Origin of the sequence: Micromonospora sp. CA-111912 (genome assembly GCF_050948415.1) — a bacterium.
Classification (GTDB): Bacteria; Actinomycetota; Actinomycetes; order Mycobacteriales; family Micromonosporaceae; genus Micromonospora.
In genome coordinates this window covers 1,236,990-1,259,060 of record NZ_CP192007.1, presented here as the reverse complement: position 1 = coordinate 1,259,060, position 22,071 = coordinate 1,236,990, and the positions used below count along the sequence as shown (strand labels likewise).

The following is a 22,071-nucleotide window of genomic DNA, read 5'->3' as shown; positions in this document are numbered from 1 at the left end:
CACCGGCCGGGCGGCCGGACGCCGTACGCCGCGGGCTGCACCGGTCGCGGCGGCGGGACCTGCGCCGATTCTCCCACGCGGCACCCCCGGTTTCGCCCCGCCCCGGCCCCACCCGCCCGACCTGGCCCGCGCGGCCCCAGCGGCCCCCGCCCTGCGAATCACCGGCCGACCCGCCTCCACCTCCGGCGATTCCCTCGCCCAGCCCTCGCCGCCCCTACGATTCCTCGCCCGCCGCCGCCCACTCCCCGCACCGCCCGGGGCACGGGACGGGCGGGTCGGGTGGCGACGGACGGGCGGCGGGCCGGCGGTCGGGTGGCGCGTACGCTGGATGGCCGGTGACCAGCCCCGCCCGTGCGCCGGCAGAGCCGGCCGGGTCCGGGCGTCCGTCGAAGGGGAGACGATGAGCAACCAGCCCGGCAGCGCCACCGCCGCGGAGCCGGACCAGCCGGTGCAGGGCGCCCCGGCCGGGGCCGACGAGCCCGGCGACGCCGCCGGGCCGGCGTCGCCCGTGGGGCCGGAACCGGCCGCCGGAGGTACGACGCCGGCGCGCGCCCCGGGGGCGGTCGTGCTGGCGCTGCTGGCCGTGGCCTGGCTGGCGGCGATGCTCTGGTCCACCCGGGCGGTGATCACCTCCGCCGAGGCGGGGGTCACCGCGATCAGCCTCTCCGCGTTCGCGCTGCCCGGGGTCATCTCGGCCGCGCTGGTGGCCGGCGCGGCGGTCGCCCTGGCGGCGACCAACCTGCTGGCCCGGCGGGGCGTCGAGCGGGTCACCCTGCGCTTCGCCGTCGCGGTCGGCACCGGGGTGCTGGTCGGGCTCGCGGCGGCGGTGGCGATCAACCTGACCTACTTCGACAACGCGACCACCAACGTCATCGCCGGCACCACCGCCGCGGCGGCGATCATCGGCGGTGCCGTCGCCGGCGCAGGCAACGCCCGGGTGGCCGGCGCGATCATCGCCGCCGCGCTCGGCGCGCTGGTCTTCGTGGTGGCGTTCAGCCGGGCCCGGGACCCGCTGTTCGACCTCTTCGGCGCGGGCGACACCCAGGAGTCGATGGTCGGCGCCGCGAAGTGGGTGTCCCGGTCGGAGTCCCTGCTCGCCGGGCTGCTGGCGGGTCTGCTCGCCTTCGGGTACCTCACCTGGGCCAGGCGGCGCGCCGAGCGGCGCGACCAGGCCTCGCCCGCCCCCCGCTGGCCCGGTTACCTGCTGGCCGGGGCCGGTCCCGGCCTGCTCCTGCTGCTCGCCGAGATCATCATCCGGGTCGGCGGGCGCTCGCTGCTCGACCTGGCCGGCGCGCTGAGCGAGGCGGACGCGGTCGCCCAGACCTCGCTGGGCACCTCGCGGATCGACAACGGGATCTGGGTGCTCTTCGTCGGCGCGCTCACCGCGCTCATCGCCTTCGGCCGCACGCTGGGCCCCACTCCGGGCGACGACGCCACCGAGACGGCGGCCGACGACGAGGCGGCGGGGGCGGCGGCCGACCGCTGACGGGTCGACCCGTCCCCCGGCACCGCCCCACCCGCCGGTACGGCGGACACGGGGTGCGCGGGCGGCGTCAGGACGCCGCGCGCAGCAGCTGCTCCAGCTCGCTGACGTCGTACCACTCCAGCTCGTGGTCCTCGGCGCTGTCGACGGTGAACTGGGCGTCCGGGTCGTCGGCCAGCGCCTCGGCGGCCACGGCAGCGGCGGCGGCCACGTCGTCACGCGCGTCGTCGCCGTCGACGTGCAGCGCGGCCACCGCCGTCACCGGCACCGGTCGGACCAGCCGGACGGCGCTGGAGCCGAGCACGTCGTCGGTGCGCCGCAGCGCCGAGGCGGGGACGTCGACGGCGACCACCGCGCGCCGACGGGGCGCGGCCGGGTCGTCCCGGAGCAGGAGCAGCGCGTCCTGGGCGGCCCGGGTGAACGCGACGTACTCCAGTTCCTCCTCGTCGCCCTCGGTGTACCACTCGCGCAGGGCGGGGGTCACCGTGTGGGCGTCGGTCTCGGGCAGCCCCTGCTCGGGGAGGCGGGCCAGCATCGGCACGATCGCCGGCACGTACACCCGGACAAGCTCCTCGGTCACCGGTCGTCTCCCCCGCTCCGCCTGCCGGCCGGCGTGCGCCGGCCCCGGGCGCCGATCATGCCGTACGCCTAGACCGTCATACACCCGCACCCGCCGCACGGGAGGTTGCCGCGCGGGTGGCGGGTCGGCGACGCTGTCGGCAGTGGATGGCAAACTGAGGCAAACGACGTCAACCCCGGGAGTTCTCATGGAGCCGAGGTTCCTGCTGCTCTCCGACGTGGCCGCCGAGCTCAACGTGTCGGACTCGCAGGTCTACCACATGGTGCGCAGCGGTGAGCTGCCCGGGATCAAGGTCGGCGGTCGGGGGCACTGGCGGGTCGAGCGCGCCCGCCTGGAGGAGTACATCCAGCACAAATACGCCGAGACCGCCGAGTGGGTCCGGGACAACCCGCTGAACGACCGCGACGCCGAGTAGCGGCCACCGCACCGAGCGGCATTGACCGCGGGCATTATCCTGGCCGAGAATCGAGCTTGTCGGAGGCAAACGAAGGCAAACGCAAGCAGCGGGGGTTTCGATGATTGAGTCCCGTCGTCCCGGGCCCGTCCGTCCTGCGGTCCGGGTGCGACCGGCGCCCCCGCTCGACCCGCCGTTCACCGAGGAGCCGGCCGAGGGCTGGCCCCGCCCGGTCGCCGCCCAACTGGCCCTCGACCTGTTCGAGGCGCACCGCCGCATCCCGGCCCGCCCCGGCGGGCGCCCGCACGACCCCCGCCCCGCCCCTGGCGGTCCTGGGCGGGCCACTTCACCGGCCCCGCCGCCCGCCGCGCTGGTCACGGCCACGCCGGAGGCCACCCGGGCCGTCCAGCGCTTCGTCACCACCTGCCTGGAGATCCTCAACGGCTACCGGCCGCTCGGGCAGATCCGCCCGATGAGCGAGCCGGCCTGCTCGGCGGACGTGATGAACGAACTGACCAGGGCGGCGGCGCGCACCGGCCCGGTCCGTCGCCGCTCCACCCGCCCGACCGTGCGGCTGCGCCGACTGCGGGTCTGCGAACCCCGCCCCGCGGCCGTGGAGGCCGCCGCCGTCCTGGGCAGCGCCGCCGGGCACACCTGGGCGATGGCACTCCGTCTGGAGCATCGGCGCGGTCGCTGGCTCTGCACCGTACTCCAGCTCGTCTGACCGCCCCGACGGCTGCGCCCGCGCCCCGAGGCCGGGGCCGGAAATCGGTCCCCGCAGCGGGCCGGCAGCCAGGCCGGGCACGGGGCCGAAGCCGGGGCGACCTGGCGGACAGCAAGGGGCCCCGGCGTTCGCCGGGGCCCCTTCGTGTGCTCGCTGGTGGGACGGGCGCCGTTGTCGGCGGCGCCGGACGGGTCAGTTGCCGCCGTTGGCCGCGCCGTGGCACCGCTTGTACTTGCGGCCGGAGCCGCACGGGCAGGGCGCGTTACGCGACGGGCCGCCGGCCTCTCCCCGGGCCGGAACCGTCTCCCGGGCGGAGTTGGCCGCCACGGCCTGCCCGCTCCCGCCGAAGGCCGCCGGGCGGCGCTGAGCCTCGGGGGCCGGCGGGGCCGCCGGCCGGGCCGGCCGCTCGGAGCGGGCCGCGCGCACCGGCGGGGCCTTCTCCTCGGGCCGCTCCACGGCGACCGCCCCGGCTCCGGCCTCACCGTCGATGGTCGGTGCGGAGTACTGCAGGCCCTGCTGCTGGGGGGCGCGACCCAGGCCCTTGGCCCGGATCTCCACCGGCTTGTCCAGCAGCTGCACCTCCTCGGCCTCAACCTCGGCCTCGGCCTCCTGGACCTGGACCTCCAGGTTGTAGAGGAAGCCGACCGTCTCCTCCTTGATGCCGTCCATCATGGTGGCGAACATGTCGAAGCCCTCGCGCTGGTACTCCACCACCGGGTCACGCTGGGCGTACGCCCGCAGACTGATGCCCTCCTGGAGGTAGTCCATCTCGTAGAGGTGCTCACGCCACTTGCGGTCGATGACCTGAAGCAGCACCATCCGCTCCAGCTCGCGGGTGCCCTCCTCGCCGAGCTGCTCCTCGCGCCGGTCGTAGGCGGCGTTCGCGTCCTCCTTGAGGCGGGCGAGCAGGAAGTCCTGGTCGAAGCCGGCCCGGGAGCCGATCTCCTCCTCCAGCTCGGCCAGGGTGACGCCCACCGGGTAGAGCTGCTTGAGGCTGGCCCAGAGCTGTTCGAGGTCCCAGTCCTCGGCGTAGCCGTCGCTGGTGGCACCGATCACGTACGCGCCGATCACGTCGTCGATCATGTTGCGGACCTGGTCGGAGAGGTCCTCGCCGTTGAGCACCCGGAGGCGCTCGGCGTAGATGACCTGGCGCTGCTTGTTGAGCACCTCGTCGTACTTCAGGACGTTCTTGCGGATCTCGGCGTTCTGGCCCTCGATCTGGGCCTGGGCGCTCTTGATCTGACGGGTCACCATCTTCGACTCGATGGGCACGTCCTCGGGGATGTTGAAGCGGTCCATCACCGCCTCGACCGCGCCGGCCCGGAACCGCTTCATCAGCTCGTCCTGCAGGGACAGGTAGAAGCGGGACTCGCCCGGGTCACCCTGCCGGCCGGCCCGACCGCGCAGCTGGTTGTCGATCCGCCGGGACTCGTGCCGCTCGGTCCCCAGCACGTAGAGCCCGCCGACGCCCGCGACCTCCTCCGCCTCGGCCTCGCAGGCCTGCTTCCACTTGGGCAGGACCTCCTCCATGGCCTTGGCGTACTCCTCCTCGTTCTCCGCCGGGTCGAGGCCGCGTTGGCGCAGCTCGTTGGCGGCGAGGAACTCGGGGTTGCCGCCGAGCAGGATGTCGGTGCCCCGGCCGGCCATGTTGGTCGCCACGGTGACCCCGCCCTTGCGCCCGGCCTGGGCGACGATCTCCGCCTCCTTGGCGTGGAACTTGGCGTTCAGCACGGAGTGCGGGATGCCCCGGCGGCGCAGCAGCTGGGAGATGATCTCGGAGTTCTCCACCGAGACGGTGCCGACCAGCACCGGCTGACCGGCCTGGTGCCGCTCGGCGATGTCCTCGACGACCGCGTTGAACTTGGCCTTCTCAGTCTTGTAGATGACGTCGGCCCGGTCCTCCCGGACCATCGGCCGGTGGGTCGGGATCGTCACCACGCCGACGTTGTAGACCTTGTTGAACTCGCCCGCCTCGGTCTGGGCCGTACCGGTCATGCCGGAGAGCTTCTCGTAGAGGCGGAAGTAGTTCTGGAGGGTGATGGTGGCCAGGGTCTGGTTCTCCTGCTTGATCTCCACCCCCTCCTTGGCCTCGATCGCCTGGTGCATGCCCTCGTTGTAGCGGCGCCCGTGCAGGATGCGGCCGGTGAACTCGTCGACGATCAGGACCTCGCCGTCGCTGACGATGTAGTCCTTGTCGCGCTTGTACAGCTCCTTAGCCTTGATGGCGTTGTTCAGGTAACCGACGAGGGGGGTGTTCACCGACTCGTAGAGGTTGTCGATGCCGAGCCGGTCCTCCACCTTCGCCACGCCGCGCTCGGTCACCGCGATGGTGCGCTTGGCATAGTCGACCTCGTAGTCGCCCTCGCCGTCCTTGCCGGGCTGGAGCCGGGCCACCACGCCGGAGAACTCGCCGTACCAGCGGGCCGAGTGCTCGGCCGGGCCGGAGATGATCAGCGGCGTCCGGGCCTCGTCGATCAGGATCGAGTCGACCTCGTCGACCACCGCGAAGTTGTGGCCCCGCTGGACCAGCTCGTCCTTCGACCAGGCCATGTTGTCGCGCAGGTAGTCGAAGCCGAACTCGTTGTTGGTGCCGTAGGTGATGTCGCACTCGTACGCGGCGCGGTGCTCGCTGGCCGGCCGGTTGGGCAGCACCACGCCGACGGTGAGACCGAGGAACCTGTGCACCTGCCCCATCCAGGCGGCGTCACGCGGGGCCAGGTAGTCGTTGACCGTGATCACGTGCACGCCCTTGCCGGACAGCGCGTTGAGATACACCGCCATGACCGAGGTCAGGGTCTTGCCCTCACCGGTCTTCATCTCGGCGATGTTGCCGAAGTGCAGCGCCGCCCCACCCATCACCTGGACGTCGTACGGCCGCTGGCCGAGCACCCGGGCGGACGCCTCGCGCACCGCGGCGAAGGCCTCCGGCAGCAGGTCGTCGAGGGTCTCGCCGTCGGCCAGCCGCTCCCGGTACTGATCAGTGAGCCCCCGCAACTCGTCATCGGTGAGGTTGACGTAGTCGTCCTCGATCGAGTTGACGGCGGCGGCGATGGCCTTCAGCCGGCGCACCATACGGCCCTCGCCCGCGCGGAGGACCTTTTCCAGAATCGACACGGATCAACGCTCCCCTAGACAGTCTCGACCCATCGTAGGCGCTCCGTCGGCCCGATGGTCACTGGTGGCGGCGGTCCGATCGGCCGAAACCGACATAACGCTCGGACCGCGGGCCGGCGGCGGGATATCCGGTTACGCCCAGCGCGAACGATCCGGCACGATGGCTCGGATGGAACCCGTGGAACTCACCGAGGACGGCCTGCTGCTGCGGCCCTGGCAGGCAACCGACGCTGACGCCGTGCACCGGGCCTGCCAGGATCCGGACATCCAGCGCTGGACCACCGTACCCCGCCCGTACCTGCGCGAACATGCCCACGGGTTCGTCACCGAACTCAGCGCGGCGGCCTGGCGCGACGGCACCGGTGCCCCGTTCGCCGTCTGCGACGGCGCCACGGGGGAACTGCTCGCCTCCTGCGGCCTGGTGGCGCTGGACAAGGCGGCCGACACCGGTGAGATCGGCTACTGGGTGGCCCCCTGGGCCCGGGGTCGGGGCATCGCCGCCCGGGCCACCCGGGCCGTCGCCCGGTGGGCGTTCGACGCCCTCGGGCTGCGCCGGCTGCTCTGGCAGGCCGAGATCGGCAACCACGCCTCCAGGCTGGCCGCGCTGCGCGCCGGCTTCCGGGTCGAGGGCGAGCTGCGGCTGGCCCACCCGGCAGCCGACGGCCGGCGGGAGGGCTGGGTCGGCTCCCTGTTCCCCGGCGAGCTGCCCGCGCCGGGCGCCCCCGGGCCGGCCGGACCGGAAACCCTGGACGCCCGCCGGGCCGCCGTCTTCGGCCGGGCGCAGCCCACCCTGTTCGCCACCGTCGGGGCCGGGGAGCTGCGGCTGCGGCCGATCGAGGAGCGCGACCTGGACGCGATCGCCGAAACCTGCCGCGACCCGCACACGATCGAGTGGACCACGGTGCCGGCCCCGTACGAGCGGACGCACGCCGAGGGGTTCAAGCGGGACATCGCCGAGGCGACGTGGGCGCGCGGCACGGGGGCGTACTTCACCGTCGCCGACGGCGACGACCGGTACCTCGCCTCGATCGACCTGCGGATCTCCGCCGCCGACCCGGTGCAGGGCATGGTCGGCTTCATGACCGCGCCGCACGCCCGGGGCCGGGGCTACATGCCCGCCGCGACCGCCGCCCTGGCCACCTGGGGTTTCACCACCCTCGGCCTGGCCCGGATCGAGTGGCGGGCGCTCGTCGGCAACACCGCCTCCCGCCGGGCGGCGGAGAAGGCCGGCTTCACCATGGAGGGCGTGGCCCGGGCGGCACTGACCCGCCGCGACGGCACCCGGGGCGACGCCTGGACCGGCTCGCTGCTCCCTGGGGACCTGACATGAGCGCGCCGCCCGACACCGTCGAGGCCGACGGGGTCCGGCTGCGGCCGTTCCACGTCGATGACGTCGCGGACACGGTGTCGGCCTGCTCCGACCCGCTCACCCAGCGGTTCCTGCCCGGCCTGCCCAGCCCGTACACCGAGGCGGACGCCCGGTGGTGGATCGCCGAGGGTGCCCCGGCGACCCGGGCCACCGGCGGGGCCGCGTACGCGATCGCGGACCCGGCCACCGACCGGCTGCTCGGCGGCATCGGCCTGAGCAACCCGGTTCCGGTGCGGGGCCAGGCGGAGATCGGCTACTGGGTCGCGCCGTGGGCGCGCGGGCGCGGAGTGGCCAGCGCCGCGACCCGGGCCCTGGCCGCGGCGGCGTTCGCGCACGGCACGGCCCGGCTGGAGCTGCTCACCCACCCGGAGAACACGGCCAGCCAGCGGGTCGCGCTCGCCGCCGGCTTCCAGCACGAGGGGGTACGCCGCGCGGCGACCCCGGCCCGCGACGGCGGCCGGCACGACCGGGTCTGCTGGGTGCGGCTGGCCGACGACCCGCCCGGCCCCGTGGCCCGGACCCTGCCCGACCTGCCCGGCGGCCGGCTCACCGACGGCGTGGTGGCCCTTCGCCCGGTCGGCGCGGACGACGTGGAGGGGATGTACCGGCTGCACCGCCGGCCCGAGGTCGTCGCCAACCGGGTCCCGCCGGAGCCGCCGTCGCTCGCCGACATCGAGCGGCGCTGCCGCCTCGCGGGGAGCCGCTGGCTGGCCGGGGTCGCCGCTGAACTGGCCATTGTGGACTCAGCGACGGGCGAGCTGGCCGGCGGCTGCGCGCTGTACCACGACGAGCCGTCGACGGGGCAGGCGATGATCGGCTACAACATGCTGCCCGCCGGGCGGGGCCGGGGCCTGGCCACCCGGGCGGCCCGCCTCGTCGTCGGCTGGGCGTTCGACGAGGTCGGGATCGCGCGGATCTGGGCGGGCACCCGCCCCGAAAACGTGGCCTCGCAGCGGGTGCTGGAGAAGGCAGGGTTTTCCCGCGAGGGCCTGCTGCGTGGCCGGCTGCCCGCTCCGGACGGCATCCGGGTCGACTCCTACATCTACGCCCGGCTCGCCACCGACGTTCCCCGCTGACCCGTACGGGCCGGCGGGGAACGGCCGGTCGGGGTCAGGCGTCGAGGGAGATGATTCCGTAGTCGTAGGCGTGTCTGCGGTAGACGACGCTGGGGCGGCCGGACTCCTTGTCGTGGAACAGGTAGAAGTCGTGCCCGACCAGTTCCATCTGGAACAGCGCGTCGTCGACGGTCATCGGCTCGGCGGGGTGCACCTTCGCCCGGGCGATGTGCCAGGGCTGGTCGTCGTACTCCTCCTCGACCCGTTCCGCGACGGCGGTGGCCGTTCGCGAGCCGTCGAGGGCCGCGACGGGGGACCCGAGATCCGCCACCGGCAGGTCGGCGGTGGCCGCCGCGACGGAGATCGGTGCGTGCCGGCCCCGGTGGACCCGGCGGCGGTCCGCCGCCCGGCGCAGCCGGTTGTCCAGCTTCGCGATCGCGGCGTCGAGCGCGCTGTAGAAATCGTCGGTGCAGGCCTCGGCCCGAATCACCGGACCACGGGAAACGCACGTTATCTCGACCCGTTGGCAATGGTCGGACTGGCGTGGATTGCGCTCGTGGAACAACTCGACGTCAACACGAATAAGTTTGTGATCGTAACGTTCGATCTTCGCGAGCTTCTCGGCTACGTGCACCCGGTAATGATCCGGAACCTCGACGTTGCGGCCCTTGACCACGATGTCCACGTGACCTCCCTTGTTCGGACGGCCTTCGATTCGGAAATCCCGGCCGGCTCGCCCTCTGGGCAGCCCGTACGGCGTCGACCGGGTCAGTGCGGCTCCGCCTCCTCTCACCGCCGGGGGCGGGTGGGAATGCCTTCCTACCCCCGACAACAAAACGCTAACCCTTGTTCGTCCGTCCGTCACCCCCCGACCCGGAAAGGCTCAGAACTTTCACAGGATGAACACGGTCGGGTGAAACGCAAAACACGAAACGTCATCAATGACGCCGTTTTTCGGTCGCGGCGAGCACCGCGGCGACCTGCGGTGACAGGCCGGTCGCGTTGAGCGCCCGACCGGCGGCGGCCAGGGTGACCCCGGTGGTGACGATGTCGTCGAGCAGCACGACCACCGGCGTCGGCACGCCGACGCGGGGCCGGGGCGGCCCCGCCCCGGGGCGGGACCGGAACGCCGACTCCGCCGCCCGGGCGCGGCCGGCGCGGTCCAGGGTGGTCGAGTCCGGCCGGGGCAGCGCCCGCAGCGGCCGGACCACCCGCACCGGCCACCCGGCCCGGCGCAGCCGGACCGCCGCGTGCCGGGCCAGCCGGTCCAGGTGGTCGCCGTACCGGGCGCGGGCCGCCGCCGCCGTGTCCGGCACCGGGGCCAGCAGCACCGGCCTCGTCCCGCCCACCGCGTCGGCCACCACCTCCGCGAGCAGCCCACCCAACGGCTGGGCCAGCCCGTGCCGGCCCCGCTCCTTGTACGCCAGCAGCGCCTCCCGCAGCGGCCCGGCGTACGGGCCGAGAGCAACGCACGGCGGCAGGCCGGCCGGGGCGGGGGTCGGACGTACGGGGCGGGGGTCCAGCGCCTCCAGCGCCGCCACGCAGCGGGGGCAGAACCCGCGCCGGACGGTCGCCGTGCGGTCCCGGCAGCCGGCGCACTCCACCGGCAGCACCAGGTCGGTGAGGTCCGCCCAGAGCCCGCCGACGCCGCGCACCGCGCCCGCTCAGTAGAGGAAGAACGGGGCCGTGGGGTTGCCGGCCCGTACCCCGGTCGGCGGCGGGGTCACCTCCAACACCTGGTCCCGCTTGATGGTGTCGAACGGGTTGTTCCGGTACGCCACCCCGTTCGCCTCGTACATCAGGTTGCCGCTGGAGAACGGCACCACCGGGTTGAGCGGGTACGTCGACAGGTGGGTCACCCGGGCCCCGACGTCGTTACGCAGCGCCGTCTCCAGGGCACCGTCCACGCTGATCTGGTAGACCGCCGGCCGCCCCACCGACCCGGCCAGGTCCAGGCTGTTCTCCGTCGCCCAGTCGACCGCGGAGAGGTCGGTCAGCGAGGTGACCAGCCGACGGGCCTGGCCCACGGAGACCACACCGCCGTTCAGGTTGACCGCCGCGACGTACAGGCCGCCTCCGACGATCGCCGCGATCCGGTGCCCGTCCAGCGAGGCGGCCACCGCCGTCACCTCGCCCTCGACGGTCAGCGGCAGCAGCCGGAGCTGGGCGTTCCCGTCGAACCGGTAGAGCCGGCCGTCGGCCACCACCAGCCCCTGCGGGCGGTCCGGGTCGGGCGAGCGCAGCCAGACCGGCCGGCCCATCGAGGCGTACGACTGGGGGCTGCGCTGGAAGACGCTGACCGGCTCCGCGCCGGCGCCGACCGTGAGCCGCTGCCGCTGGTCCGGCCCGGTCGTCACCAGGGCGGCCAGCACAGTGTCGTCGGAGCGGCTGAACCCGGCCGACACGACACCCTTGTTGTACGCCGCCACGACCGGCACCCGGCCGCTCGCCTCGCCGGCGAAGGCGAGCGGGTGGACCGCCCCGTCGTAGACGCAGAACCGCTGCGGGTCGCCGGTGACCGGGTACGCCGGATTCGCCCGGCGGTGCGCGGCGAGGTCGGGCACCTTCTTCCGGGACTGGTTGTGGATCTTCAGCTCCAGTTGGCCGTCCAGCTCCGGCAGCGACCAGGCGAGCTGGTCGACGAACTGCTCGACCCGCTTGTCGTCCGCGTCGACGGGCATGTCGAGGTTGACCTCCCACTGCCCGTCCGACTCGGTCGCGTTGTTGATCAGGCGGGTGCCGTCCGGCAGCCGGCGCGTCCCCGACCCCAGCCACTCCGACGGCCCGGCCGTCAGCCACTTCACCACCTCGGTGACCCGCCGCTCGTCGGGCACGGCCAGGGGCAGGTAGCGCTGGTCGGGCACCAGCCGGGTGTGGTCGGTGTTCCAGAAGTAGACGGTGTGGGTCTGGTAGTACTGGCGCAGCGCGTCGTCGCTGAGCAGCAGCACGTTCGGCGGCGGGTCCTTGACGTACCAGCCGGCGTCCGGCTTGTCCTCCTGGGCGGCGCTCAGCTTGAACCGGTACTCGGTGTCGGTGGCCACCGGCGGCACCAGCGTGCCGTCGGCGCGCAGCAGGCCGATCTGCTGCACCCGGAGGGTGACCTTGATGCCGTCCGTGGTCTCGGTGATCACCGGCGTCTCGCGCAGTCGCACCACGGTGAGAGCCACCTCGCTGGGCTGCTTCTCCTGGATCCGGCTGCGCCCGTCCGGGGCGACGAACTGCTTGACCCGGTAGTAGGCCCGGTCCGCCTCACCGGCGGCGGCGGAGAGGAAGTTCGTGACGAAGGCCTTGCGGTCGGTGCCGCTGGCGGCGGGGCCCGGTGGCTCGTCCCGGCGGTAGCTCGACGAGCCGGACCTGGCGGCGGTCACCTGCCCATCGACCCTGACCTCGGACTCCTTGGGGATGCCGCAGCCGGTGATCCCGGTGAGCAGGAGCAGCCCGGCGAGGGGCGCGGCGAGCCGGCGGCGCGGCGTCACGACCCCACCTCCGCGCGGTCGCCGGTCGCCGGGGCGGGCCCGATGGCCAGCGCGCCCCCGGTTCCGGAGCCGATGGCGAGCAGCCCGCCGTCCCGGGGGCCACCGAACGGCAGGGCCGCGTCGCCGGGGACCAGCCTCAGCGGGGACGTGGTCAGCCGGTCGCCGGCCCGGGCCGGCAGGGTGAGTCGGAACTGGGCGCCCTGGCCCGGCGCGCCCCACGCCTCCAGCCAGCCGCCGTGCAGCCGGGCGTCCTCCAGGCTGATGGACAGGCCGAGACCGGTGCCCCCGGTCTGCCGGGCCCGGGACGGGTCGGCCCGCCAGAACCGGTTGAAGACCAGCTTCTCCTCGCCCGGCTTGAGCCCCACCCCGTGGTCCCGGACGGTGATCGCGACCGCCGTCTCGTCGTGCCCGAGGGTGATCAGGACGGGCTTGGCCTCGCCGTGCTCGACGGCGTTGCCGACCAGGTTGCGCAGCACCCGCTCGACCCGGCGCGGGTCCACCTCGGCGATCACCGGGGAGTCGGGCACGTCCAGCTCGATGGCCACCCCGACCCGCTCGGCCAGCCCGGCCAGCCGGTCGGCGACCCGGTGCACCACCGGCACCAGGTCGGTCGGCTCGGAGTCCAGCATGGCGAACCCGGCGTCGAAGCGGCTGATCTCCAGCAGGTCGGTGAGCAGCTCCTCGAACCGGTCCAGCTCGGCCTGGAGCAGCTCGGCGCTGCGAGCCACCGCCGGGTCGAACTCGTCCCGCTCGGCGAAGATCAGGTCGGCGGCCATCCGGACCGTGGTCAGCGGCGTACGCAGCTCGTGGGAGACGTCGGAGGTGAAGCGGCGCTGCAACCGGGACATCTCCTCCAGCCGGAGGATCTGTCGTTGCAGGTTGGTGGCCATCTGGTTGAACGACGCGGCCAGCAGCGCCAGGTCGTCCTCCCCGTTGACCACCATCCGCTGGTCGAGCAGGCCGGCGGAGAGCCGCTGGGCCGTCCGGGCGGCCACCCGCACCGGCGTCACCACCAGCCGGGTGACCAGGGCGGCGAGCAGGCCGAGCAGGAGCACCAACGCCGCCCCGGTGGCCACCACGGTGGCCCGGGCGTCCGCCGCCGTGGCGTCCTGGCGGGTCAGTGGCACCAGGTAGTACAACTCCACCTGGCCGAAGCGGGTCGGCACCGGCGAGCCGTACACCAGGTATTTCGTGGAGTCGGTGGCCAGCCGGCCGGTGCGGATCTGGCTGGCGATCTTGCCCCCGGCGACCGTGGCCCGCAGCTCGCGGCTGATCAGCGGGCCGACCTCCACGTCCGGGGAGAAGCGCGGCTCGATGATGCCGGGGTAGTCGTCGGCGATGATCCCGACCACCACCCCGCTGGTCTGCTGCGGGTCCCCGCCGGCCAGGTAGTTGACCGTGCCGTCGATGGTGTCCTGGAGCTGGGCCTCCTGCGCCTGGCTGTAGAGGCTGAACTGCTTGGCCGCGTAGTCGCTGCCGCTGCTGAGCCGGAGCCGGACGTCGGTCTCCGCGTTCTCCACCAGGATGTTGGTGATCTTGTCGGCGATCAGGTACGCGAACCCGCCGACGAGCAGGCTGGAGGTGACCAGCGTGATGGTCACCACCCGGACCTGCAGCGAGCGGCGCCAGGTCTGGCGCACGCCGGCCGCCAGCCGGGCCACCCTCCCGGCCAGCACACGCCACAGCTCCCGCGCGGCGGGTGGCCGGCGGGTGACCGCGGGTGAGGGACCGGACGTCGGGGAGGTGGTCACAGTGCGACCCAGGCTATCCGGTGCCGGCCTTGTAGCCCACGCCCCGGACGGTGAGGATGATTTCCGGTCGCTCCGGATCCGGCTCGATCTTGGCCCGCAACCGCTGCACGTGCACGTTGACCAGCCGGGTGTCGGCGGCATGCCGGTATCCCCAGACCTGCTCCAGCAGCACCTCCCGGGTGAACACCTGACGCGGCTTGCGGGCGAGCGCGACCAGCAGGTCGAACTCCAGCGGCGTCAGCTTCACCTCCTCGCCGTTGCGGCTGACGGTGTGCGCCGGCACATCGATGCTGATCTGGTTGCCGGGTGGCCCGATGGTCAGCATCTCCGGCGCCACGTCCTCGCCCCGACGCAGCCGGGCCCGCATCCGGGCCACCAACTCCTTGGGCTTGAACGGCTTGACCACGTAGTCGTCGGCGCCGGACTCCAGCCCGAGCACCACGTCGACGGTGTCGCTCTTCGCCGTGAGCATCACGATGGGCACGCCGGACTCGCCGCGGATCGCCCGGGCCACGTCGATACCGCTCATTCCGGGCAGCATCAGGTCGAGCAGGACGATATCGGGCCGACTTTCCCGGAACGCGGCCAGCGCCCGTTCCCCGTCGGCGACGAACGAGGGCAGGAAGCCCTCGCTGCGCAGGACGATGCCGAGCATCTCGGCGAGCGCGGGGTCGTCGTCGACCACCAGTACCCGGGCTCTCATGGGATTTATACTTCCATCCCCGTTCGTCTCGGTGGGACCGGCGTCACCCTGACGGCGTCGGCGGTTCGCCGGGATCGGCGTCACCCGGCACGGTACTGCCGGTTGGCCGTCCACCGCACGTCCAGCGCGCGGGGTCGTGTCACCATGACCGGTGCGGGTGCCGCCGAGCCCCGGCCATCGCCAGCCGTCCCCGGGGAGTACGCGTGCCAGCTGCCGGCCCGACCGCCGTGCTCCCGCGCCGGCCGCTGACCGTCGGGGAGCTGCTCGACTCCGCCGTCCTGCTGCTGCGCGGGCACGCCCGGGTGCTCATCCCGGCCGCACTCGTCCTCGCCACCGCCGAGCAGTTCCTGCTGCACCCCCTGCGGGTCGCCGCCGGGGCCGGGCCGCCCGGCTTCGCGTTCCAGCTGGACCAGCTCGCCCCGTACTGGGGGCTGCTGGCGGTGGGGGCGGCAACCGAGGCGGTGATCGTCCTGCTGCTCGGCAACCCGGCCGCCCGGGCCGCCGGGGCGGCGTTGCTGGGCCGTACCGCCGGCCCCGGCGAGCTGGTCCGGCCCGCCGGGGCCCGGCCGGGGGCGACCGCGCTGCTGGCCGCCGGGGTCGGCGCGGTCATGCTCGTGGCGGCCCTGCTCGGGCCGGGCTGGGTGGTCGCCTGGGCGCTGCTGGGCTCGGTCGCGTCGGCGCTGGTCGTGGACCGGGTCGCCGCCGCCCGGGCGCCGCTGCGGGCCGCCGCCCTCGCGCTGCGCACCGGCTGCCGGGCCGCCGCCGTCCGCCTCCTCGGCTACCTGGCCTGGTGGATCGTCCGGGTCGGGTTGGGCCTGGGCGTCTTCTACGGGCTGCGCGAGCTGGGCCTCGCGGCCCTCACCGACCCGGCCTGGGCCGTGCCGGTCTCCGGCGCGATCTGGGCCTGCGTGAACGGCGTCGCCTACCCGGCGCTGGCCTGCCTCGACGCGGTCCTGCACCTGGAGGGCCGGATGCGCACCGAGGGGCTGGACATCCGGCTCTCCCGGTCCCCGGCGGGACTCGGCGAGCCGGCGCTGCTGGCGGCCGACCGGTGAGCCTCAGCCGGTGGTGGACCGAGACCACGGCCGCGCTGGGCGACCACCTGCCGCTGCCGCTGGTCGCCCTGCTCCTGCTGCTGGCAGCCGGGCTGGTCGCGCTCGGCTGGTACCACTACCCGGCCTGGGTGCCCCGCCGGCTGCCCCGGCTCCGGCTGCCCCGCCTCCGCCGCGCCCGGCGGCCCCGGCTCCGGCGGCACCGGGGCACCGGCCCGGCCACCGCCGGGACGGCGGCACCCGCGCCGGACGGGGCCGGTCCCCTGGCCGACCGGCTGGCGGCGCAGGGCCGCTACGCCGAGGCGGTGCGGGAGCGGCTACGCGGCATGCTCGGCGAGCTGGCGGCCCGGCGGGTGGTGGAGCAGCGCCCGGGCATGACGGTCGCGGAGCTGACCTCGGCCGCCACGGCACGCCGTCCCCCGGTCGGCCCGCCGCTCGCCGCCGCCGCCGGGATCTTCTCCGACCTCTGGTACGCCCAGCGCCCGGCCGCCGCCGAGCACGACCACCGGATGCGGGAGCTGGCCGCGGAACTGCACCTGGTCCTCACGGCCCCGGCCCCGCAGGGCGGTGAGCGGGCGTGACCACCGTGCCGCACCACATCGGGCCCGCCGCTCCGGCACCCGCCGCCGCACCGCGCCGCCGGCGTTGGCACCGACTGGCGATCCCGCTGGGACTGGCCGGGCTGCTGATCACGATCACCGTGGTCACCCAGGCCGTGGACCAGCCCGACCCCACCGAGCCGGGATTCCTCTCCCCGGTCGCCACCGACACGGACGGCGGCAGCCGGCTCGCCGACGCGCTGCGCGCCCGGGGCGTCGCCGTGCAGCGGGAGACCGACCCACTGCGGGCGATGCTGGCCACCGCCGGCCGGGCGACGCTCTTCGTGCCCGCGCCGGGACTGCTGCACCCGAACACCCTCGGCGCGCTGCGCGACCTGCCCGGCCGGACCCGACTCGTGCTGGTCGACCCGCCCCGGCAGGTGCTGGAGGCCACCGGCCTGCCCCTGGTCCCCGCCGGCCGGCGGTGGGCCACCCGGGCGGTCGGCCCGGACGCCGACGGGCGGCCCTGCGCGCTGCCCGAGGCGGCCCGCGCCGGGGTCGCCGCCGTCGAGCGGCAGCGCTACGCCGTCCCGCCCGGCCGGTCCGGGGCGGCCGTGGACCGCTGCTACGCCGCAGGGCTCGCCCGGGTGCCCTCATCGACCGAGACCGTGGTGATCGGGACCAGCGACCCGTTCCGCAACGACCGGATCGCCGAGCGGGGCAACCGGGAGCTGGCCACCGGCCTGCTCGGCACGACCGGCCGGGTGGTCTGGCTCGACCTGGACGGTCCCGCCCCGCCCCCACCGGGCCCCGGCGGCACCGACGGGCCGAGCTGGCCGGCCGATCGCGAGGGCCCCGGCGGCGGGACCGGCACCGACAGGCCGCCCGGCGGCGGCGACGGACCGGGCACGTCCGGCGAGGACCCGGGCGACGAGGGCTCCGCCGCCGACGGCCAGTCCCCGCCCAACCCGCTCTGGGCGGCCTTCCCCGCCTGGTTCTGGGCCCTGCTGACGCAGCTCGCCCTGGCCGCGCTGCTGCTGGTGCTCTGGCGGGCCCGCCGGCTCGGCCCCCCGGTGGCCGAACCGCTGCCGGTGGCCGTCTGCTCGGCCGAGACGGTGCTCGGCCGGGCCCGGCTCTACCAACGGGCCCGCGCCCGGGGCCCGGCCGCCGACACGCTGCGCTCCGCCGCCCTGGCCCGGCTGCTGCCCCGGCTCAACCTGCCCACCGACCCGCCCCCCGACGCGGTGACCGCCGCCGTCGCCGCGCGGGCCGGCGGCACCGCCGCGCAGGCCCACGACCTGCTGTACGGCGACGAGCCGACCACCGACCGCGAGCTGCTGGACCTGGCCCGCTCGCTGGACCTGCTGACCCGTACCGTCGCGGGGACGCCCGAGGCGGCCCGGGCGGACGCCGGCCCGCGTCCACCGGACCCGCCCCGCCGCGACCCACCGGCCGACCCGCACCGCACCGACCCACCGGCCGCCGCCGACCCACCGGCCGACCCGCCCGGCCCCCACCGGCCGACGGCCGTCCCCCGCCCCCGTTCCGCCCCGCCGAAGGAGGACCCCCGGTGACCCGACCCGCCGGAACCGCCGAGCCGCCGACCGCCGGCCCGGACGACGCCCGCGCCGCCCTGCACCGGCTGCGCGCCGAGGTGGCCAAGGCGGTCGTCGGGCAGGACGGGGTGGTCACCGGCCTGGTGCTCGCCCTGCTCTGCCGGGGGCACGTGCTGCTGGAGGGGGTGCCCGGGGTAGCCAAGACGCTGCTGGTCCGGACCGTCGCCGCTGCCCTCGACCTGACCAGCAAACGGGTGCAGTTCACCCCGGACCTGATGCCCGGCGACGTCACCGGTTCGCTGATCTTCGACCCGCGCACCGCCGCGTTCACCTTCCGCGAGGGGCCGGTCTTCACCAACCTGCTGCTCGCCGACGAGATCAACCGGACCCCGCCGAAGACCCAGTCCGCGCTGCTGGAGGTGATGGAGGAGCGGCAGGTGTCGGTGGAGGGCGAGCGCCGGCCGCTGCCGGAGCCGTTCATCGTGGCCGCCACCCAGAACCCCATCGAGTACGAGGGCACCTACCCGCTGCCGGAGGCGCAGCTCGACCGGTTCCTGCTCAAGCTCACCGTGCCGCTGCCCAGCCGGGAGGAGGAGCTGGGCGTGCTCCGGGCGCACCACGCCGGGTTCGACCCGCGCGACCTGGCCGCGGCCGGCGTACGGCCGGTGGCCACCGCCGACGACCTGGCCGCGGCCCGGGCGGCGGTCGGCCGGGTGTACGTGGCCGAACCGGTGCTCGGCTACGTCGTGGACCTGTGCCGGGGCACCCGGGCCGTGCCGGCGCTGGAGCTGGGCGCTTCCCCCCGGGGCGCGACCGGCCTACTCGCCACCGCGAAGGCGTGGGCCTGGCTGGCCGGCCGGGACCACGTCACCCCCGATGACGTGAAGGCCGTCGCCCGCCCCACTCTGCGGCACCGGCTGCGGCTGCGCCCGGAGGTGGAGTTGGAGGGGGTCGGGGTGGACGCGGTGCTGGACACGGTGCTGGCCACCGTGCCGACGCCGCGATGACCTGGCGGGCGGCGGCGCTGCTGGGGGCGGGTGCCGCCACCCTGCCGCTGTGGCCGGCGCCGTTCGTCGGGGTGGCCCTGATGACCATGGCCGTGCTGGCGCTGACCGCCGTCGACTGGGCGCTGGCCGCGCCGCCGGCCGGGATCGCGGCCGACCGGGACGGGGACCGGCGGGTCCGACTCGGCGGCACCGCGACCGTCACCCTGCGGCTGACCAACGACTCAGCCCGTACGCTGCGCGCCCGGGTCCGGGACGAGTGGGTGCCGTCGGCCGGAGCGCGGCCGGACGTGCCGCCGGAGCAGGTCGTCCGGGTGGATCCGGGGGCGGGCGTCGACCTGCCGACCCGGCTCACCCCGGCCCGGCGCGGCGACCGGCCGGCAGTCGCGCTGACCGTCCGCTCGTACGGGCCGCTGCGGCTGGCGTTCCGGCAGCGCGCCGGCCGCCCCGCCACCCCGGCGTGGACGCTGCGGGTGCTGCCCCGCTTCGACTCCCGCCGGCACCTGCCGGAGAAGCTGGCCCGGCTGCGGGTGATCGACGGCACCCAGGTGACCCGGGGCCGGGGCGAGGGCACCGAGTTCGACACGCTGCGCGAGTACGTCGTCGGCGACGACGTCCGCTCGATCGACTGGCGGGCCAGCGCCCGCCGTTCCGACGTGCTGGTGCGTACCTGGCGCCCGGAGCGGGACCGGCGGCTGGTCTGCGTCCTCGACACCGGGCGGACCTCGGCGGCGCGGATCGGCGACGAGCCCCGGCTGGACACCTTCCTCGACGCCGCGCTGCTGCTCACCGCGCTGGCCGCCCGCGCCGGCGACCGGGTCGACCTGATCGCCGCCGACGCCGTGGTCCGGACCGTGGTGACCGGCGCGGGCCGGCCGGCGCTGCTGGCCCGGCTGGTGGACGCGGTCGCCCCGCTCCAGCCGGCCCTGGTGGAGACCGACTTCGCGCTGATCGCCGGCGAGGTGCTGCGCCGGGAGCGGCAACGCAGCCTGGTGGTGCTGTTCACCGCGCTGGAGGCCGGGGCGCTCGGTGAGGGGCTGCTGCCGGTGCTGCCCCGGCTGGCCGCCCGGCACCGGGTGATCGTCGCCGCGACCCACGACCCCGTGCTCACCGCGCTGACCACCGCCGCACCGGGCCGGCCCGCCGACGCGTACGCCGCCGCGGCGGCCTGGCGCGCCCTGGCCGAGCGGGACCGCCTCCGCGCCGTCCTGACCCGGTACGGCGTCACGGTGCTGGACGCCCCAGCGGACCGGCTGGCCCCCGAGGTGGCCGACGCCTACCTCCGCCTCAAGTCCCTCGGCCGGCTCTGAGCCCCGAGGCGTCGGCCGTGGACCCGGCGGTGGTACCCGGCCGGACGCCGCTCCCACCGACCGCCCGGCGGCCGAGCACGACGACGTACGCGAGGAAGGCGAGCCAGACGGCCGCGCCGGCGCCGATGCGGAGCGCGGCCGGCAGCGGGGCCGGGGTGACGAACGCCTCCAGGCCGGCGGAGACCGCGAACACGCCGACCAGGCCCACCGCGGCCAGCACGGCGGAGCGGCCGGCCTCGGCCACCGCGCGGCCCCGGGTGAGCCGGGGTGGCGGCGCGATCCACGCCCACGCGGTGCGCAGCCCGACCCCGGCGGCCACGAAGACCCCGGTGAGCTCCAGCAGGCCGTGCGGGGTGATCATGCCGAAGAACACGTCGGCCCGGCCGTAGGAGACCATCACCCCGCCGACCACCCCGACGTTGAGCGCGTTCTGCCAGAGCAGCCAGAGCACCGGCACGACCAGCACCCCGGAGGCAAGGCACTGGGCGGCCAGCCAGGCGTTGTGCGTCCACAGGTGGAAGGCGAAGGTCGGCGCGGAGAACTCGGTGTAGTAGCCGGCGAACCCGGACCGGACCAGCTCGGCGGCTGCCTCCTCGCCGACGAACGCGGCGGCGGTGTCCGGGTGCCCGGCGACGTACCAGATGAGGAAGCCGCTGAGCAGGCTGAAACCGGTCGCCACCGCGCACCACCACGGCCAGGCCCGGTAGACCGCACCGGGGAAGCCGACCAGCAGGAACCGCCCGACGGCGGCCCACGACGGGCGGGGCCGGCCGGTGATCCGGCCCCGGGCCCGCAGCACGAGCTGGGAGAGCTCGGCGACGAGCCCGGGCTCGGGCGAGCGGCTGCGCAGCACGGACAGGTGGGTGGCGGCCCGCTGGTAGAGCGCGACCAGCTCGTCGGCCTCGGCGGCGGAGAGTCGACGCCGGCCCGACAGCTCCTCCAACCGGCGCCATCCGCCCCGGTGCTCGGCGACGTACGCGTCGAGATCCACTGGTCCTCCCCCGTCCGGCGACCATAGTGTTCACTGTGCTGGTGAACGCGCAACCACCGGCACCGTTCGCCGGCGCGTCCGGCGGGGACGCCGGCCTGGTCAGCGGCGAGGCCGTGGCGCTGGACGTCCGGGCCGCCCGGATCGGCTCCCGGGTGCTGGCGCTGCTGCTCGACCTGGTGGCGCAGGCGGCGATCGCGGTGGTCCTGGTGATCGGCCTGTCGGCGGCGGTGGCCGCGTTCCCCGCCGGGCTCGTGGACGCGGCGCTCAGCAGCGCGCTGCAGACCGTCGGGGCGATCCTGGTCCTGGTCGGCTACCCGACGCTGTGGGAGCGGTTCGCCGGGGGCCGCACGCCCGGCAAGCTGGTGGTCGGGCTGCGGGTGGTACGGGTCGACGGCGGGCCGGTGGGGCTGCGGCAGTCGCTGACCCGGGCCCTGGTCGGAGTGGCCGTGGAGTGGCCCGGCCTGGTGCTGCCCCTGCTGAGCTGGGTGGCGAGCGTGGCGGTGATGCTCACCGACCGGCGGGGCCGGCGGCTCGGCGACCTGGTGGCCGGCACGATGGTGGTGCACACCCGCGTCGCCACCGCCTGGCGGCCCGCCCCGCTGCTGGCCCCGGCGCTGGCCGGCTGGGCGTACGCGCTGGACCTCACCCGTCTCGACGACGGCCTCGCGCTGGCCGTCCGGCAGTACGTCACCCGGGCGCACCGGTTCGCCGAGCCGGCCCGGTCCCGGCTGGCCGGGGCGCTCTGGGCGGAGGTGGCAGCCGTGACGACACCGCCGCCGCCGGCCGGCCTACCGGCGGGGATGTGCCTGGCCACCGTGCTGGCCGAGCGGCACCGCCGGGCGACCCACCGGCTGCACCGGGCCCGGGCCCGCACCGCGCCGCTGTGGCCGGAGCTGACCCCGGCACCGGCCGGGGGTGGGCCGCACGTCGCCGGGACCGGCGACTGACCCGCCGGTACGCGGGCCGGGCG

Annotated in this window: 19 protein-coding genes; 11 read left to right on the top strand and 8 right to left on the bottom strand. The window is 75.3% G+C overall.

The window, feature by feature from the left end; translation table 11 throughout:
• Positions 1-400 precede the first annotated feature (400 nt).
• Positions 401-1,486, top strand: coding sequence for a hypothetical protein (locus tag ACQPZO_RS05760; RefSeq protein WP_433347708.1), 1,086 nt, complete (start codon positions 401-403; stop codon positions 1,484-1,486).
• Between the two features lie 67 nt (positions 1,487-1,553).
• Here the strand turns inward: ACQPZO_RS05760 and ACQPZO_RS05755 are convergent, their stop codons facing one another.
• Positions 1,554-2,063 carry a DUF6912 family protein gene (locus ACQPZO_RS05755; protein WP_433347706.1) on the bottom strand — a complete coding sequence of 170 codons (510 nt, stop codon included), beginning with the start codon at positions 2,061-2,063 and terminating at the stop codon, positions 1,554-1,556.
• A 187-nt stretch (positions 2,064-2,250) separates the two neighbouring features.
• On the opposite strand from ACQPZO_RS05755, the gene ACQPZO_RS05750 reads away from it, so the two are divergent.
• The gene (locus ACQPZO_RS05750; protein WP_387016962.1) at positions 2,251-2,478 is read left to right on the top strand and encodes a helix-turn-helix transcriptional regulator; all 228 of its coding nucleotides are present in this window, start codon (positions 2,251-2,253) and stop codon (positions 2,476-2,478) included.
• A gap of 100 nt (positions 2,479-2,578) precedes the next feature.
• Positions 2,579-3,181: an Rv3235 family protein gene (locus ACQPZO_RS05745; RefSeq protein WP_433347703.1), complete on the top strand. Its 603-nt coding sequence runs from the start codon at positions 2,579-2,581 to the stop codon at positions 3,179-3,181.
• A 192-nt stretch (positions 3,182-3,373) separates the two neighbouring features.
• Here the strand turns inward: ACQPZO_RS05745 and secA are convergent, their stop codons facing one another.
• The gene (secA, locus tag ACQPZO_RS05740) at positions 3,374-6,295 is read right to left on the bottom strand and encodes a preprotein translocase subunit SecA (protein ID WP_433347701.1); all 2,922 of its coding nucleotides are present in this window, start codon (positions 6,293-6,295) and stop codon (positions 3,374-3,376) included.
• A 169-nt stretch (positions 6,296-6,464) separates the two neighbouring features.
• Between secA and ACQPZO_RS05735 the strand changes: the two genes are divergently transcribed.
• Both ACQPZO_RS05735 and ACQPZO_RS05730 read left to right on the top strand, forming a co-directional pair.
• Positions 6,465-7,625 (top strand): GNAT family N-acetyltransferase, encoded by a 1,161-nt coding sequence (locus ACQPZO_RS05735; RefSeq protein WP_433347699.1) that lies wholly within the window; start codon positions 6,465-6,467, stop codon positions 7,623-7,625.
• Positions 7,622-8,740: a GNAT family N-acetyltransferase gene (locus tag ACQPZO_RS05730; RefSeq protein WP_433347697.1), complete on the top strand. Its 1,119-nt coding sequence runs from the start codon at positions 7,622-7,624 to the stop codon at positions 8,738-8,740. The genes ACQPZO_RS05735 and ACQPZO_RS05730 overlap by 4 nt, the downstream gene beginning before the upstream one ends.
• A 34-nt stretch (positions 8,741-8,774) precedes the next feature.
• On the opposite strand, the gene hpf is transcribed toward ACQPZO_RS05730, so the two are convergent.
• From hpf to mtrA, 5 genes are all read right to left on the bottom strand, one after another.
• Complete coding sequence (gene hpf, locus ACQPZO_RS05725) at positions 8,775-9,404, bottom strand: ribosome hibernation-promoting factor, HPF/YfiA family (protein WP_433347695.1); 630 nt, start codon at positions 9,402-9,404, stop codon at positions 8,775-8,777.
• Positions 9,405-9,657: 253 nt separating this feature from the next.
• The gene (locus tag ACQPZO_RS05720; protein WP_433347693.1) at positions 9,658-10,374 is read right to left on the bottom strand and encodes a ComF family protein; all 717 of its coding nucleotides are present in this window, start codon (positions 10,372-10,374) and stop codon (positions 9,658-9,660) included.
• A 9-nt stretch (positions 10,375-10,383) separates the two neighbouring features.
• A complete protein-coding gene (locus ACQPZO_RS05715) occupies positions 10,384-12,195 on the bottom strand; it encodes an LpqB family beta-propeller domain-containing protein (protein WP_433347691.1) in 1,812 nt (603 codons plus the stop codon).
• Positions 12,192-13,946: an MtrAB system histidine kinase MtrB gene (gene mtrB, locus ACQPZO_RS05710; RefSeq protein ID WP_433347689.1), complete on the bottom strand. Its 1,755-nt coding sequence runs from the start codon at positions 13,944-13,946 to the stop codon at positions 12,192-12,194. Before mtrB ends, ACQPZO_RS05715 begins: the two co-directional genes overlap by 4 nt.
• 13 nt (positions 13,947-13,959) lie before the next feature.
• On the bottom strand, positions 13,960-14,649 hold the full coding sequence (gene mtrA / locus ACQPZO_RS05705; protein WP_350886704.1) for an MtrAB system response regulator MtrA: 690 nt from the start codon (positions 14,647-14,649) through the stop codon (positions 13,960-13,962).
• Positions 14,650-14,852: 203 nt separating this feature from the next.
• Here mtrA and ACQPZO_RS05700 point away from each other — a divergent pair, with 203 nt between their 5' ends.
• Genes ACQPZO_RS05700 through ACQPZO_RS05680 form a run of 5 tightly spaced genes read left to right on the top strand, consistent with a single transcriptional unit; the run spans position 14,853 to position 20,110 of the window.
• Entirely contained in the window at positions 14,853-15,704 is an 852-nt protein-coding gene (locus ACQPZO_RS05700; RefSeq protein ID WP_433347687.1) for a hypothetical protein, read from the top strand.
• Complete coding sequence (locus tag ACQPZO_RS05695) at positions 15,701-16,282, top strand: DUF4129 domain-containing protein (protein WP_433347685.1); 582 nt, start codon at positions 15,701-15,703, stop codon at positions 16,280-16,282. Before ACQPZO_RS05700 ends, ACQPZO_RS05695 begins: the two co-directional genes overlap by 4 nt.
• Positions 16,279-17,814, top strand: a complete 1,536-nt coding sequence (locus ACQPZO_RS05690) for a DUF4350 domain-containing protein (RefSeq protein ID WP_433347683.1) — start codon at positions 16,279-16,281, stop codon at positions 17,812-17,814. Before ACQPZO_RS05695 ends, ACQPZO_RS05690 begins: the two co-directional genes overlap by 4 nt.
• Positions 17,811-18,803, top strand: a complete 993-nt coding sequence (locus ACQPZO_RS05685) for an AAA family ATPase (protein ID WP_433347681.1) — start codon at positions 17,811-17,813, stop codon at positions 18,801-18,803. Before ACQPZO_RS05690 ends, ACQPZO_RS05685 begins: the two co-directional genes overlap by 4 nt.
• A complete protein-coding gene (locus tag ACQPZO_RS05680; RefSeq protein ID WP_433347679.1) occupies positions 18,800-20,110 on the top strand; it encodes a DUF58 domain-containing protein in 1,311 nt (436 codons plus the stop codon). Before ACQPZO_RS05685 ends, ACQPZO_RS05680 begins: the two co-directional genes overlap by 4 nt.
• On the opposite strand, the gene ACQPZO_RS05675 is transcribed toward ACQPZO_RS05680, so the two are convergent.
• Positions 20,088-21,101 carry a stage II sporulation protein M gene (locus ACQPZO_RS05675; protein ID WP_433347677.1) on the bottom strand — a complete coding sequence of 338 codons (1,014 nt, stop codon included), beginning with the start codon at positions 21,099-21,101 and terminating at the stop codon, positions 20,088-20,090. The genes ACQPZO_RS05680 and ACQPZO_RS05675 overlap by 23 nt on opposite strands.
• A gap of 41 nt (positions 21,102-21,142) precedes the next feature.
• Between ACQPZO_RS05675 and ACQPZO_RS05670 the strand changes: the two genes are divergently transcribed.
• On the top strand, positions 21,143-22,048 hold the full coding sequence (locus ACQPZO_RS05670) for an RDD family protein (RefSeq protein ID WP_433347675.1): 906 nt from the start codon (positions 21,143-21,145) through the stop codon (positions 22,046-22,048).
• Positions 22,049-22,071 lie beyond the last annotated feature (23 nt).

What these genes read in the sequence shown, in the direction of transcription:
- ACQPZO_RS05735 (WP_433347699.1), top strand. Translation starts at nt 6,465, where the DNA reads ATGGAACCCGTGGAACTCACCGAGGACGGCCTGCTGCTGCGGCCCTGG.
- ACQPZO_RS05730 (WP_433347697.1), top strand. Translation starts at nt 7,622, where the DNA reads ATGAGCGCGCCGCCCGACACCGTCGAGGCCGACGGGGTCCGGCTGCGG.
- ACQPZO_RS05680 (WP_433347679.1), top strand. Translation starts at nt 18,800, where the DNA reads ATGACCTGGCGGGCGGCGGCGCTGCTGGGGGCGGGTGCCGCCACCCTG.
- mtrA (WP_350886704.1), bottom strand. Translation starts at nt 14,649, where the DNA reads ATGAGAGCCCGGGTACTGGTGGTCGACGACGACCCCGCGCTCGCCGAG.
- ACQPZO_RS05745 (WP_433347703.1), top strand. Translation starts at nt 2,579, where the DNA reads ATGATTGAGTCCCGTCGTCCCGGGCCCGTCCGTCCTGCGGTCCGGGTG.
- ACQPZO_RS05760 (WP_433347708.1), top strand. Translation starts at nt 401, where the DNA reads ATGAGCAACCAGCCCGGCAGCGCCACCGCCGCGGAGCCGGACCAGCCG.
- ACQPZO_RS05750 (WP_387016962.1), top strand. Translation starts at nt 2,251, where the DNA reads ATGGAGCCGAGGTTCCTGCTGCTCTCCGACGTGGCCGCCGAGCTCAAC.